Here is a 13351-nt window from a genome sequence, read left to right as displayed (position 1 = left end):
ATTATTCTGGCTAACTCAGGTTTTTTTGGAAATCCTATCGATAAAGGAGGGCAATAAATGGCGAAAAACAATAAAATTCTTGTTCCTGAAGCAAGAGAAGGTTTAAATAAACTGAAAGCAGATGTAATGAAGAAACAAGGTTATCGTGTCCCAAAAGATAATCCAGACAATGTTAAATTTGAAATTGCGGATGAACTTGGCATTCCATTATCCAAAGGGAATAACGGACAAATCACCGCAGAAAATGCCGGAAAAATTGGCGGTTCCATTGGTGGAAGTATGGTAAAAGAGATGGTCAGAATGGCGCAGCAGCAAATGCTAAATAATCAAAGTAAGGAATAAATATTAAAAAAGAGAGATAGCAATCACAGTTTGAACTGAACCCCGAATAGTGGACACTTTAAAAAAAGTGACCTATTCGGGGTTTTTTCTGTTTTAAAAACCCGTTATACTAAAAAAAATACTTAGAACGGGAGATTTTCGAATGAGTAAAATAATTTTCAACGAAATTCAAAGAAAGCAACTAGAATCAAATCCAAATGTCGCCTCTGTATCAGATCGTGCCATTCAATATAATGCGGAATTTAAAATACGTGCCGTCAAAAAAAATATGAACGGTAAGGGACCGACTCAGATTTTCATGGAGAATGGATTTAACTTGGATGTGATTGGAGCTAAAAAAGCCCAATCGGCAATAAGTCGTTGGAAAAACACTTATAAAACATTGGGGGAACAAGGTTTTTTAGAAGAGCGTCGGGGGAAAGGCGGCACAGGTCGCCCTTCCACAAAAGATATATCATCTGAGAAGAAATTAGAAAAAGCTGAAGCCCGTATAAAGTATTTAGAAGCTGAATTAGAATTACTAAAAAAGCTAGAGGAACTCGAAAGGCAGGTGAAGAAGTAATTTTAGCACCCCGCGAAAAATACGCATTGATTAACGAGGTCATTCGGAAATATCAACTAAAGAATATGACGCGTTACCTTTGTGCTTTAACAGGTGTAAGTAGAAGTGGATACTATGCCTGGCTTCAAAATTCGGAGAAACATGCGATTCGTGAAGAGCAAGATTATCAAGATTATTTATTACTAAGATGCATTTATGATGCATTCAAAGGGAAAATTGGGTATCGAGGACTTTACATGGCATTGGAAGAACTAGTGGTGACACCGATGAATCACAAAAAGATTCTCCGCTTAATGAGAAAGTATAATTTCTTTGCGAAAGTGCGTCGAGCAAACCCATATAAATATATTGCGAAAGCAACACAGGCACATCGTACGGTTCCTAACCATTTGAATCGAGCATTCAATCAAGATGAGCCCGGAAAAGTATATTTAACTGATATTACTTATTTACAGTACCGTAATGGTCAAACAGCTTATTTATCTTGTATCAAAGATGTAGCAACCAGGGAAATCGTCGCTTATGAACTTTCGACTAGCTTGAAAATGGGATTGGTTTATCGCACATTAGATAAATTAGAAGAGACATTAGACGGAAATATTCACCCAGAAGCAATGATCCATTCAGATCAAGGTGTCCATTATACACATCCAGAGTATCAAGGACGCGTTAAGAAAATAGGCTTACTTCAGTCGATGTCACGTCGAGGAAACTGTTTAGATAACGCACCAATGGAGTCTTTCTTTGGGCATTTTAAAGATGAAGTAGATTATGAGGAAGCATGTAATTTACGTGAATTAAGGGAAATGATAGACGAATACTTGGAGCATTATAATACGACGCGCAAACAATGGACGTTAAAAAAGATGACTCCGGCACAATACCGAAGTCACCTAATTGCAGCCTAGACTGTAAAAAGTCCTTTTTATTAAACTGTCCGTAAATAAGGGTTCAGTTCAGTTGCTATCTCCCTCTTTGTTATTTTTTATGTTTCCAGTCTTCCGGAGAAAAATCTAAGCTATCGAATTCCTCAGCTGCTTCTGCAAGTCGCAGTTGGGCTTCCTGGTAATTTTCATTACCATCTTTATGATTTTGCGCTAAATTCTGTCGTGCAATTTCCTGCTGATTCAACCTTGGATCCCGATGTTGGATAAGGCTATTCGAATGTTCTTGACGATTAATATTGAGCTTTACCCCTCTATCATGATGTGATTTATTATCTTTTTTCGCCACAGTTGCCACTCCTTTGTTGGAATTAACGAATTGTGATTAGTATTCGCAGATTCTGTGGCAATATACACAATTAAAATGTAAGACTTCACCCACACCTTTATTCGTCTAACGCATCTGGATAGACCATACTGTCGAACACTTCACCCGTTGCAGCATCCTCTAGATGAATCATGACTTTGGTTTGCTCAATATCCGTACCATCCAACACTTGATAATACACACCGACAAGTCCTAGACCTATCGTCGCCAATCCGTCAAAGCTGTTCTCATATTGTTCCTTATCTACTTGTAATGTAAATTCTTTGAAGGCTTTATGATAAGAAACTGTTTGGATTGACGGAAAATCCTCACCCGTTTCCAACTCATTGACTTGTTCGATAATGGTGTCCTTCATTTCATCCAGCATTTCTTTATGCTTCGCTTTTGACATTTTATAAGTTAAAGAACCATCTTCATTTTTCTTAACGTCTTTTATACCTTCTGCTTTCGCATTTGCAATCACCTCGTCGATGTTTTCACCTTCGAAAAAAAGCGGCGGGAGTGTTACTTCTACATTGAGCAGACCCTTTTCTACTTCCATTCCTTGCCCATCTTCAGCATTTTTAGTTGGTTGCTCGGAAGAACAAGCCCCCATTAAACTTAACAATAATAATAAAACAACAAATCTTTTCAACATAAACCCTCCAAATTATTAAAAGTTTTGGTCATTTATTCTACGAAAAAGAATACTGGGGACCCTTCACTTGAATCATAAGATACTTTGAAGTCATCGCCCACTTTCACTTGCCCGTAAATATAACCTTCCCCTGTACCACCGTTATACAGTTCCTTTTGCAATTCATCAGGAATCACCGCGGAAGTCATACCATATACCTCGCCATCATCGGATACAAAATCAAAATCAAATGACGAGAAAAATAAACTATCATCGTCCGTATCAGCGTCTTTTAAAAAGCCTTTTACTTTTATTAACACATATTCGAATCCATCTTCAGCAGACTCGTTAAATTGGTTTTCCTTTTGAATAATTGCCCAGGCTTCTTCCCCGCGAATCGTTTCAAGCAATGTAATTTCTAAAGAAGCATCATAGCCGTTAAAACTGTCATCGTAAATTCTTTCCTTTACAGTAATTGTGTCACCAAATGGCAATGGATTTGAACGTGTACCGACCGCTTTCTCTTTTTCCTCTTTTTCAACTTCCTCTTTTATCTCGCTCTCTTGTTCTTCTGACGTCGAATTCTCGTTAGACATCACTTCACGGTCATTTTTGGCGTCAATATCTCCGCAAGCCGTCAACAATAATAGAGAGACAACACCCAATACATATAATCGTTTCTTCATATTTTCCGCCTCCATTTTTTATTCACCTTCAGTATAAATGAATAAAAAAAGTAACCTTTGCTCAAATCTACAAAGGTTACTCATAATGTTGATTTAACTTTTTAATTTCTTCTTTCATAGTGTGAACGAGTACAGGTGGATGGAGTACTTTGACATCACTTCCCCATCGTAATAACCAGCCAATTAACCCGTCACTCATCGCTACTTTCGCCTTTAAAACAAATTTCCCATTATCTTGACTTTGGATATTTGATTCCAAACCAAACCGATCAATGACAACGTTAATAAGCGTTTCTGAAAACTCCGCCTCAAGTGAAATCATATCTCCACTATACATATAGATCATATTTTTTATATGTTCTTGAAGATTAAAGTCTGGATCTGGCACATAATCTTCTTCCAATACACGAACATTACGCATTCGGTCCACTCGATATTGTCTCACTTGGTTTTTAGGAATATAATGGGCAATTAAATAATATCGGTCACGATTCCAAACGAGTCCAAGTGGTTTCACTTCATATAATTTACCATCATTACTTAATTGAAACTGAAGGTCAGTCCCATACCGTCCATATTGAAACGTGACAAGCTTTTTTTCATGTATCGCTTCATGTAGGTTTTGCACAAATGTGGTTACTTCTTGCGTGTTGAAATCGATTTTTTCAGTTACGTATAATTCGTTCATTAATTGTTTCGCTAAATGTTGACTCGTTAACTTTCGAATTTTCATAAATAATCGTTCTGCTTCATTTTGTGGAATAAACTTTGCCGCTACAATCGCATCCATTAATAATCGAAGCTCGTGAATTTCAAATAGGCGCCCGTCATAATAATAGTGTTTTTTCAATCCATTTTTTTCTTGAACGGAAATCACGGGAAACGCATTCGAATCCTCAAGCGCTTGTATATCATCTCGCACACCACGAATGCCTACTTTCGAACTTTCTGGAAAATATCCATGTATTTCATGAATATCTAACATATGATTTACATCTGTATGCTCTTGTAAGATTCGTACAACTTCTAATAAACGCTCTCTCGATGAAAAACTTCCTTTACCCATGAAGCTCCCCTCCAATTTCCTATACACCTATTGTATGGATTTAAATTCTTTCTGTAAATCAAGGAGATTTTAGGTTTCATCGGATAAAATTGGGGGTATATTAAAAATACAAGGCTACATTACGAATTGGTGAACTGTGAATCACAGGGAACCTTTTACGTGGAACTGCACAGCCTTGGCGGAAAATTTGCATGACTGACGGACAAACAATCTCGTCACGATTCATTTGGGACAGACAAAAGATGTTTAGTCAGAAATTAAGTTTTTTGTGTAAGTGCAACAAACGCCTACTGTGGAAGGTCTGTGTTACAGATAGAAGATTGTAACCTCCTTATCCCCATCGGATTAAGAAGACAGTATGGCAGTATTGACTGGAAGACGAGCGTAAAGTATCGTCAGACAGGATGTATTGTAGACAAATTTTCCGGAAGAAGTGGAGAAAGCATGGTTGCTTTTATAAGCACCATGCTTTTTGCATTTTGTTATGAAACAATAATCTCTTTAATACTTCATACTATAAAGATAAGATGATTGTAGCCATTAACTGAAAGGTTGGGATTCAATGAAATGGTTCGGTGGAATTTTAGTAAATGCTTTTTTATTTCTGTTTCTCTCTTTAATAATTCCTAGTTTTCACGTCGAAAGCATAGGTACAGCTATTTTGGCCAGTTTTATTTTAGCGCTCGTCAATATACTTGTACGGCCTTTGCTTATTTTATTTACATTGCCTGCGACTATCTTCACACTTGGTTTATTTTTATTCGTAATTAATGCTTTCATGTTAATTCTAACACAAAGAATTGTTGGAAATGGGTTTGTCATTGACAGTTTTGGTATCGCATTGCTCATTGCTTTTCTTATGTCCATACTAAATCTTATTTTGAATTCTACCGTGTTAAAAAGGACTTAACAACTCAGCTCTGTAGCTGAGTTGTTTATTATGTTGATTATCTCAAAATCATCCTTTACATATGATACGAACTGATATGCTATAATCAGTTTCATTGCCTATTTGAGAGATGATATAGGAGATTTATGAAGTGTTTTTTATTGGAGGACGATGAATTTGAGACGGTTTTTATTTTTCCCTTTGCTATTATTGTCTGCATGGCTTTTAGCAAGTTGTACACATGATGTGACGCCGTCAACAGTTGAAAAGATTGATGAAAATAATAGACAAGAAGCCTTTTTTGAAGAAACATCCCCTTCTTTACGCGTTCATTATATTAACGTTGGACAGGCTGATGCGACTTTATTGCAATTGGTTGATGAAGAGGAAGCTTTCAATATTCTAATTGATACAGGAGATTGGAATGCGAATGATGTTGTTAATTATTTACAAAAAGAAAAAATTAGCGAGATTGACTTAATTACGATTACGCACCCACATGCGGATCATATCGGTCAGCTAGATAAAATCATTAACACTTTCAATGTTGGAGAAGTATGGATGAACGGGGACACAATGAATTCCCAAGTTTTTCTGAATGCTTTGGAAGCGATAGAAAAGAATGGGGTCGATTACTATGAACCGAGAGCAGGCGAAACTTTCGATATCGGTGCCCTTCAAATAGATGTCGTTCACCCTATGGATTTATCCCTAAATACAAATAGTAATTCGATCGTGATACGTATCCAATACGGCGATATTGCTTTCTTGTTCACAGGCGATGCAGAACGTGCGGCAGAAGATAAAATGCTTGCAAGCGGCGCTAATTTAAACGCCCATATTTTACATCTTGGCCATCATGGTTCTAAAACGTCAACTAGTGTACCATTTTTAGAAGCAGTCAATCCTGAAGTTGCGATTTATTCAGCAGGAATGAATAACGCCTATGGTCTTCCAGATATGGAAGTGATTGAACGAGTAAATGCACATCATACAATTGTTTATGGAACTGATCAATACGGTACAATATTAGTAGAGACAGATGGTCATAAATATCATATTATGACTGAAAAACAAGGCACGCTGCCTCCCCCAGTTCTAGGCGATACATGTATCAACATTAACACGGCTTCTACTGAAGACTTACAACAAATCATACATATTGGGGAGAAAACTGCCGCTGAACTTGTTCGGCTTCGTCCATATCAAACTTTGAATGATCTACTTACCATCAGCGGGATTGGTGAAAAACGTTTAGAAGATATTAAAGACCAGAACTTGGCTTGTATAGGAGGATAATAAATGTATTCAGCATACTTTGATCGCATGACCAGTAACAAACAAGCTGTACTTCTCGTAGAAAGTATTCAAAAAGAATATATACTCCCTGCTTCTTCACTCCCATCAGGTAGTAAGCCTGGCAGTTGGTTTCATGTTACGGTCCAGAACGATGCCATCACTTCAATCAAAATTGATGGAGCTAAAATGAATGCAATGAAAGACGACATCCAAAGTCGTCTAGGACGTCTACAATCGAATCAAAAAAGTCGTTTTAAACGGCGATAATTACCACGGGATAATAGACCAAATGCAGTTCTCAACCGCATTTGGTCTATTTTTTATTGTGGACGATTGTTCAAAAAGTTTTGATGGGCAAATCCTTTTACTTCGTCCTCGCGATAACGCTTTAATAGTTCATTGATTAGATTTGGGTGCATGGAAGCATCTTCTAATTGAATAATTTTTGTAGAAATCCCGTCAAAGTCTGAACCTAATCCGATGTGATTGACGCCACCTAAAGCACAAAGATGGTCTATATGCAAAATGAGGTCGTCAATCGTCACATCGCCTTCACTTTTTACAAACTGGGGACAATAAACAACATGAACCAACCCGTTTTTTGCAAACATCGCTGTCGCTTGTTCATCAGATAAATTCCTTGGATGATCACAAATCGCCTTCGCATTAGAATGACTTGCAATTGGATATTTAGCTTCGTCCATTACATCCCAGTAAGCATTTTCACTTAAATGCGAGACGTCTGTTAAAATTTTATGGTCGTTATTAAATTGGACAATCTCTCGTCCAAAGTTGGTTAACCCACCTCCTCTAGGTTCTCCCACTCCGTCAGCTGCTAAATTGGCATTATTCCAAGTGAGTCCAATCGAGCGGACGCCCAACTCATATAAAATGGTCAACTTTTTCAAGTCATTGCCAATCGCATCGACCCCTTCTAACGTTAATAATACTCCGATTTCTCCGGCTTGTAATGTATCAAAATCACTCCATTCCTTAATGAGTTTCATATTCGGATTTTTTCCAAGCACTTCCGTGTAAAAATAATACACTTGGTCAAGTGCTGCTTGGAACTTTTCATTTGCATCCATATTCGGCCATATGAAAATGGCAAAAGCTTGCACACGAACATTGCCCTTTATTAACTTTTCAAAATTCGTATCCAGTTCAGGTGCGTTTTCGAATGATAATGTTCCTTTTGCTTCGTATAACCTCAGTAATACATCACAATGTAAGTCAATGACATGCATCTTTTATCCTCTACTTTCCTTGCTTTTATGAATAAATGCTTCAAATATTTTCATAGAAATCTTATCCTCTTTTTGTACCAATGCTTCTGGATGCCATTGTACCCCTAAAACAAAAGGGTGAATTGTACTTTCGATTGCCTCGATAATCCCATCACTTGCAATGCCGCACACTTGTAATGGTTGTGGTACATCTCTCACCGCTTGATGATGAAAGGAGTTCACTTTTATCGTTTCTTCAGTCGCAATTTTTTGCAGTAAACTTCCTTGCTTTAATTTCACGAAATGGGTTGGATGACAAGTAGGTGCTTGTTGGCTATGTTGAATGGTTGTGTTTTCACGTTGAGAATAGATATCTTGGTACATATTTCCGCCCATCGCAACATTTAAAATTTGAAGACCACGACAAATGCCAAGCAGCGGCTTTCTCGTCCGTAACACTGCTTTTGCTAATGCAATTTCAGCAACGTCACGCATTGGGTCTACCTCACCTAAGTGAATATGTGGTTCTTCACTGAAAAGGGTCGGGTCAATATCACCGCCACCTATCAGTACAACCCCGTCTACAATACGAATAAGGTCCCCTATGTTACCTACAAGATTACTCGGTAAGATGATCGGGTTTCCACCCGCTTTTAAAATTGCTTGGATATATGTCTCATTGACAATGGCTGCACCCTTTTTGTTTCTGCTCGCCGTAATCCCAATGACTGGTTTAATAGCTACTCCTCCTTTTTTACGTACATGCGAAGTCCGTAAAACAATGCCCATGCCTCATCATTTTCATCGAAATAAAAACGAATGGGCTCTTCAATCGGTTGTAGGACAAGGGTTTCTTCATTACTTGCACGAAGCATGTAATTTTTCGCTTTTACCGTTGCTTGTAGCTGTCCAATAGCTGAACTGATTTCGATGACTGCTCCTTCTCCAGTTTGATAGGTCCCGATAAACTTCGGCAATTCATACTCTTTCATATGATAATGGGGTTCAATAGATCTTAAACGTGTCAATGGAATCCCAAGAGCGGCATTCGCTGCACATAACCAAATATCCCCTGCATTCACACCACTTACGTTTGTCAGCACAGCGATGACAATATTTTCTTCTGGAATAAAACCAAAGTTGGAAGAGACGCCAGGTTGTCCTCCACCGTGTTCAACAAGTGTGACTTCGCCATAATTCGGTGTGATATGAAGACCATAGCCATATGCACGCGTTCCATGTGTTTGGTGAACAGGTTCACTCATTATATTCGCTTCTTTTAAATAAATTTGACCGTACTTAACTAAATCGAGCACAGTTGACCGTATCCCGCCTCCTACTGCATAATTTCCGAGCGTGGGCCATGCACATTTTTTAAGATAGCCGTTTTCAAATACATAAGGCGTCGCGACGTCATCATATTCCGCAACTTCACTTAACTCAAAAGTAGTTCTGTTCATCTCGCTTGGAAGAATAATTTCTTTTTTAATGAATTCCTTATAATTTTGACCGGTTACCCTTTCAATGATGGCACCGAGTAACAAAAACATATCATTGTTGTAACAAAAATATGCACCTGGTTCGCCTAACGGTTGTATGTCAGCTTCTTTTAAATAAAGTAGATGCCCAGTAAATTCTTTCAGTTGTTCTTTTCGTTCTATCGTCGGAATCCCTGTTGTATGGGATAGCAGATGATGGATTTTAATGGCTTCGATATTCTCATATCCGTTCAGTTCAAACTGTGGAAGATGTTTTTTAACGGCATCATCAAGCGCTAACTTCCCTTCTTCTTCTAATTTTATTATTGCTAATGCCGTGAAAGATTTCGTAATGGATGCCGTACCAAAAATTGTATTTGGCGTTACCTTTTCATTATTTTCTATGTTTGCTTTTCCAAACCCTTTCGCAAATATCACTTCATTATCTTTTGAAATCGCAACGGCTGCGCCAGGAATTTGATCACGTTTCATGATTGCGTTTATCGCTTTTTCGAGTGGTTGCCACTCAGTCATTCTCCTCATCCTTTCTTGCATTTCAGTGTTGATAATTATTTGTATGTTACTACTCTAGCATATATATTCACTGATTTTTCCAAGAAGTTGATAAAGCATAAAATCTAAACAATGATGATTTCCACTCATTAACGTATATCTAATTATCTGTTTTTATATACACAATTCCTTCTCATTTGCACAACCCAATTTAATGTGAGATGAATCACCGTCTAGCGCTTATTTGTGATAGGATATAACTTGATAGTTGAAGGAGTGAAGCGATTTGTTAAAACAAAATATGTCGAGATATATTTCTGAATTAATCCAAAATGATTCTAAAAAAATTGAACTATATAAAGTAGAGAAACATTACGCTGAAAGACACAATCTAATCCCAGCTGATATGGAAGTGATTACAAAAGAAAACACAACAAGGTTTCAAGATGCTTATGTAGAGCGTTGTGAAAAGGAAACGATTGCACTCATTATCGTGGAAACGCCTAAGTTTTTAGAGGAAAAGATTGAGCATCTAAAATCTCGTCAGGAAGAATTTCTATACGTCGAATCAAAGTTCTTTGATCTAGTAGGTGTCGACGCACTTTCAATGGAAATCGATGATGTGTTTGGTACTTATACGGCTTTATTCGGTTTGAAAATGAACAAACAACAAGAAACAGCGATTAAAACATATGTAGACAATCATGTATCGGGTGAAATTGGCCGATTTAGTGTTGCTTTTTCTGGCCAAGATAATTTATGGAATATGAATATTGCAATGAATTATATAGAAGGTTTCAAGGAAGAGATGACTTTTTTAGAGGCATATGAACTCGTCTACTCATTTATTTTCCAGATGGTGGAAACAATCGAGGAGAATCAATGAGCCCACAAAAATTTATCTACCTATATGCACGACATAGAGACGATGAGGACTTATGTCGATTAGAAATGCGTTCTTTTTTTGGTTTTGATTCATTGACCAATGTACTATTCAGTTCACTTCAAGTCGAACCGAGTCGAAGTCCATTCATGAAAGAACGGCTTGATGTTTTATTCAAGGCAGAGAGTTGGGATAAACTCATTCAGCAAGCAGCTTCATTGGAAATGGGTGAGGAAACTTTTAAAGTGGTGAGTTTAAACACACGGCCATTAAATTCGACCCCCAAAATGGAACTAGTTGACCGGCGCAAGCTTGAACGAGAAATTGGCTTGCAAATGAACGGAGAACCTGATTTAAACCATCCTGAAGACGTATTCGGATTTGCTGTTATCGATGGACATTGGTATTTCGGAAAATATGTAGAGAGTGAATCTGTTTGGCGTCATCATCAAAACAAACCACATAGCTATTCCACTGCGCTCAGTACACGTCTTGCAAGAACCGTCGCAAACATTGCAGCACCGAATCCAGAAGGCGTTAAAGTCATTGACCCTTGTTGCGGTATTGGGAACGTACTCGTTGAGGCACTTTCAATGGGATTTGATATTGTCGGAAGCGATATTAATCCGTTAGTCACGAGTCATACAAGTGAAAACATCGCCTATTTTGGTTATGCTTGCGAAGTTAAACCGCGCCCTATTGCGGATATTACAAAAACCTATGATGTCGCGATTATTGACATGCCTTACAATATTTTTTCGAAGGCATCCCCCGGGGATCAGCAAGATATTTTAGTCCAAGCACGCCGCATCGCGAAAAAAGTAGTTGTCGTTACGATTGATACAATCGATGATATGATTGAAAAAGCAGGTTTCACGATTGTGGATCGATGTGAAGCGAAAAAAAGTGTTTTTGTTAGACAAGTGCTGGTTTGTGAATGAAACCAAGAAAGGGCAATGACTGTAATAGGAGTTGGTTCGGTTTATAGGGAGAAAACACAAAAACGAAACCGAATTGAAAATAGAATAAGCAGAAAAAATGCCCAGGATTTTATGCCTGGGCATTTTTATTTTCAAACAATCCGCGCTCTTTTGTTGTATATGATTAGCTAACCTCGAGTAAGAAAAACATGGCCAACAAGAAAACTATTACTACAAGAACACCTATACCAAACTTTTTATTTTTCTTTTATCAATCTGGTCCGTTTATGAACATCAACTAATTAAATTTCCTTTCCATCTGACTCATACGAACCGTTTGGATAATTCTAATATAAATATATTTGAGTTTTTGAAATACCATACAAATAACAAGAGATATTTTTAAAAAAACTTGTTATAAAAATCATATCTTAATTTCCCGCTAAGATGGGCGTAAATCCTTGTCGTTTCACTTTTTTCATGACCTAGAAGACTTTGAATCACTTCAAGTGGTGCACCATTGTCAACAAGATGTGTAGCATAGCTGTGACGTAATTGATGAGGATGAATTGTTTTGTTGATTCCGGCACGGTTAGAAATACGTTTAACAACGTATCTTAAAGAATCTATACTCATACGTCTAATTGGTTTACGCTCTGTGACAAATAGACAGGGTTCTTCATCGTCGCGTTCGTCTAAATACCTTTTCAACCAAATCGCACAGCGTATATTAAAATAAACCTCTCTTTCCTTGTCACCTTTCCCATGGACAATTACCGAGTTTCCCGCGAAGTTAATATCATTTCGATTTAATTTCGCAATTTCACCGATTCGACAACCTGTTGAATAAAAAAACTCAAATAAAGCATTCTCCAGCGATGTATAACAACCTTCCCGAAGAAGTTCAATTTCATGTTTGGAAAGATATTTTGGAATTCGCTTTCCTAATTTAGGCTCTTTTAATTTTGCAGCCGGATTTTTAAAGATAAAACCTTCCTCATGAGCCCATTTAAACAACGACTTAATAAAACGTACACGGTGACCCAAACTAGATGGTTTCAAATGCCCTCCCGCCTCTCCCAAGTATTTCTTGAGATTTTCGGTTGTAATATCCCCCATTATGACATCACCAAAATAACGCTTTAGAAGATTACATTGAAAGCCATACATCTTTAATGTTAAAGGTGAGTAACCTTCAATTCTTTTGTCAAACTGATACTTTTCCCATGCTTCCGACAACAACATGTTTTTCACGCTCCCATACTATGAATCAATTAATTTGATTTCAGTATGATCGGTTTACTCAATCTTTATTCGACAATCGAACGGTATAACAAAGTACAGGCCCTTGGGATTTCGAAAAAGTTCAGAAAAGGCGCCTTTACCTATTCAGGAAAAGCGCCCGATTATTAAAGAATGGTATTAAAATATATTTCTAATTAATTTCATCACTGATCTTGGAATGTACATAAGAACAGATACTAATTCCGGTAACCAATCTATAATTTTGCGAATGCCTTCACTTTTGTTTTTATTATCCTTACTTTTGCTCATATATACACCCCTTTAATTTAATTTGGCCCGTTTCAGGCACAATGT

The 13351-nt window shown here is 37.5% G+C and carries 15 protein-coding genes; 7 read left to right on the top strand and 8 right to left on the bottom strand.

Annotated features, from left to right (window positions below):
* Positions 1 to 57: 57 nt before the first annotated feature.
* Both BI350_RS05685 and BI350_RS16610 read left to right on the top strand, forming a co-directional pair.
* A complete protein-coding gene (locus BI350_RS05685; protein ID WP_075527210.1) occupies positions 58 to 342 on the top strand; it encodes a small, acid-soluble spore protein, alpha/beta type in 285 nt (94 codons plus the stop codon).
* A 142-nt stretch (positions 343 to 484) separates the two neighbouring features.
* Positions 485 to 1812 (top strand): IS3 family transposase gene (locus BI350_RS16610; protein WP_155767450.1). Its coding sequence is split into 2 segments (ribosomal slippage): positions 485 to 863 and positions 863 to 1812, totalling 1329 coding nucleotides; the frame shifts between segments, so codons are not numbered across the junction.
* Positions 1813 to 1882: 70 nt separating this feature from the next.
* Here BI350_RS16610 and BI350_RS05670 read toward each other — a convergent pair.
* The 4 genes from BI350_RS05670 to BI350_RS05655 form a co-directional block, all read right to left on the bottom strand.
* Positions 1883 to 2137 carry a hypothetical protein gene (locus BI350_RS05670; RefSeq protein WP_075527209.1) on the bottom strand — a complete coding sequence of 85 codons (255 nt, stop codon included), beginning with the start codon at positions 2135 to 2137 and terminating at the stop codon, positions 1883 to 1885.
* A 97-nt stretch (positions 2138 to 2234) separates the two neighbouring features.
* Positions 2235 to 2813 (bottom strand): hypothetical protein, encoded by a 579-nt coding sequence (locus BI350_RS05665; RefSeq protein WP_075527208.1) that lies wholly within the window; start codon positions 2811 to 2813, stop codon positions 2235 to 2237.
* 32 nt (positions 2814 to 2845) lie between these two features.
* Complete coding sequence (locus BI350_RS05660) at positions 2846 to 3478, bottom strand: hypothetical protein (RefSeq protein WP_075529253.1); 633 nt, start codon at positions 3476 to 3478, stop codon at positions 2846 to 2848.
* A gap of 76 nt (positions 3479 to 3554) precedes the next feature.
* The gene (locus BI350_RS05655; RefSeq protein WP_075527207.1) at positions 3555 to 4544 is read right to left on the bottom strand and encodes a helix-turn-helix transcriptional regulator; all 990 of its coding nucleotides are present in this window, start codon (positions 4542 to 4544) and stop codon (positions 3555 to 3557) included.
* Positions 4545 to 5106: 562 nt separating this feature from the next.
* Here BI350_RS05655 and BI350_RS05650 point away from each other — a divergent pair.
* The 3 genes from BI350_RS05650 to BI350_RS05640 all read left to right on the top strand — a co-directional run bounded on the left by BI350_RS05650 (position 5107) and on the right by BI350_RS05640 (position 6999).
* Positions 5107 to 5454 carry a phage holin family protein gene (locus BI350_RS05650; protein WP_075527206.1) on the top strand — a complete coding sequence of 116 codons (348 nt, stop codon included), beginning with the start codon at positions 5107 to 5109 and terminating at the stop codon, positions 5452 to 5454.
* A 156-nt stretch (positions 5455 to 5610) separates the two neighbouring features.
* Positions 5611 to 6732: an MBL fold metallo-hydrolase gene (locus BI350_RS05645; protein ID WP_075527205.1), complete on the top strand. Its 1122-nt coding sequence runs from the start codon at positions 5611 to 5613 to the stop codon at positions 6730 to 6732.
* A gap of 3 nt (positions 6733 to 6735) precedes the next feature.
* Complete coding sequence (locus tag BI350_RS05640) at positions 6736 to 6999, top strand: DUF3006 family protein (RefSeq protein ID WP_075527204.1); 264 nt, start codon at positions 6736 to 6738, stop codon at positions 6997 to 6999.
* A gap of 53 nt (positions 7000 to 7052) precedes the next feature.
* On the opposite strand, the gene BI350_RS05635 is transcribed toward BI350_RS05640, so the two are convergent.
* Genes BI350_RS05635 through BI350_RS05625 form a run of 3 tightly spaced genes read right to left on the bottom strand, consistent with a single transcriptional unit; the run spans position 7053 to position 9970 of the window.
* The gene (locus BI350_RS05635) at positions 7053 to 7979 is read right to left on the bottom strand and encodes a dipeptidase (RefSeq protein ID WP_075527203.1); all 927 of its coding nucleotides are present in this window, start codon (positions 7977 to 7979) and stop codon (positions 7053 to 7055) included.
* 3 nt (positions 7980 to 7982) lie between these two features.
* The gene (locus BI350_RS05630; RefSeq protein ID WP_342672205.1) at positions 7983 to 8747 is read right to left on the bottom strand and encodes a gamma-glutamyl-gamma-aminobutyrate hydrolase family protein; all 765 of its coding nucleotides are present in this window, start codon (positions 8745 to 8747) and stop codon (positions 7983 to 7985) included.
* Complete coding sequence (locus BI350_RS05625) at positions 8699 to 9970, bottom strand: serine hydrolase domain-containing protein (RefSeq protein WP_075527202.1); 1272 nt, start codon at positions 9968 to 9970, stop codon at positions 8699 to 8701. Before BI350_RS05625 ends, BI350_RS05630 begins: the two co-directional genes overlap by 49 nt.
* Before the next feature lie 265 nt (positions 9971 to 10235).
* On the opposite strand from BI350_RS05625, the gene BI350_RS05620 reads away from it, so the two are divergent.
* Both BI350_RS05620 and BI350_RS05615 read left to right on the top strand, forming a co-directional pair.
* On the top strand, positions 10236 to 10835 hold the full coding sequence (locus BI350_RS05620; RefSeq protein ID WP_075527201.1) for a branched-chain amino acid aminotransferase: 600 nt from the start codon (positions 10236 to 10238) through the stop codon (positions 10833 to 10835).
* Positions 10832 to 11773: a TRM11 family SAM-dependent methyltransferase gene (locus BI350_RS05615; RefSeq protein ID WP_075527200.1), complete on the top strand. Its 942-nt coding sequence runs from the start codon at positions 10832 to 10834 to the stop codon at positions 11771 to 11773. Before BI350_RS05620 ends, BI350_RS05615 begins: the two co-directional genes overlap by 4 nt.
* 381 nt (positions 11774 to 12154) lie before the next feature.
* Here the strand turns inward: BI350_RS05615 and BI350_RS05610 are convergent, their stop codons facing one another.
* The gene (locus BI350_RS05610) at positions 12155 to 12997 is read right to left on the bottom strand and encodes a tyrosine-type recombinase/integrase (RefSeq protein ID WP_075527199.1); all 843 of its coding nucleotides are present in this window, start codon (positions 12995 to 12997) and stop codon (positions 12155 to 12157) included.
* Positions 12998 to 13351: the final 354 nt, after the last annotated feature.

It is taken from the genome of Sporosarcina ureilytica (genome assembly GCF_001753205.1).
GTDB lineage: Bacteria > Bacillota > Bacilli > Bacillales_A > Planococcaceae > Sporosarcina > Sporosarcina ureilytica.
The sequence above is the reverse complement of the archived record's forward strand: the minus strand, read 5'-3'. Positions and strand labels throughout refer to the sequence as shown.

What these genes read in the sequence shown, in the direction of transcription:
- BI350_RS05625 (WP_075527202.1), bottom strand. Translation starts at nt 9,970, where the DNA reads ATGACTGAGTGGCAACCACTCGAAAAAGCGATAAACGCAATCATGAAA.
- BI350_RS05615 (WP_075527200.1), top strand. Translation starts at nt 10,832, where the DNA reads ATGAGCCCACAAAAATTTATCTACCTATATGCACGACATAGAGACGAT.
- BI350_RS05610 (WP_075527199.1), bottom strand. Translation starts at nt 12,997, where the DNA reads ATGTTGTTGTCGGAAGCATGGGAAAAGTATCAGTTTGACAAAAGAATT.
- BI350_RS05665 (WP_075527208.1), bottom strand. Translation starts at nt 2,813, where the DNA reads ATGTTGAAAAGATTTGTTGTTTTATTATTATTGTTAAGTTTAATGGGG.
- BI350_RS05650 (WP_075527206.1), top strand. Translation starts at nt 5,107, where the DNA reads ATGAAATGGTTCGGTGGAATTTTAGTAAATGCTTTTTTATTTCTGTTT.
- BI350_RS05635 (WP_075527203.1), bottom strand. Translation starts at nt 7,979, where the DNA reads ATGCATGTCATTGACTTACATTGTGATGTATTACTGAGGTTATACGAA.
- BI350_RS05655 (WP_075527207.1), bottom strand. Translation starts at nt 4,544, where the DNA reads ATGGGTAAAGGAAGTTTTTCATCGAGAGAGCGTTTATTAGAAGTTGTA.
- BI350_RS05640 (WP_075527204.1), top strand. Translation starts at nt 6,736, where the DNA reads ATGTATTCAGCATACTTTGATCGCATGACCAGTAACAAACAAGCTGTA.
- BI350_RS05660 (WP_075529253.1), bottom strand. Translation starts at nt 3,478, where the DNA reads ATGAAGAAACGATTATATGTATTGGGTGTTGTCTCTCTATTATTGTTG.
- BI350_RS05685 (WP_075527210.1), top strand. Translation starts at nt 58, where the DNA reads ATGGCGAAAAACAATAAAATTCTTGTTCCTGAAGCAAGAGAAGGTTTA.
- BI350_RS05630 (WP_342672205.1), bottom strand. Translation starts at nt 8,747, where the DNA reads ATGGGCATTGTTTTACGGACTTCGCATGTACGTAAAAAAGGAGGAGTA.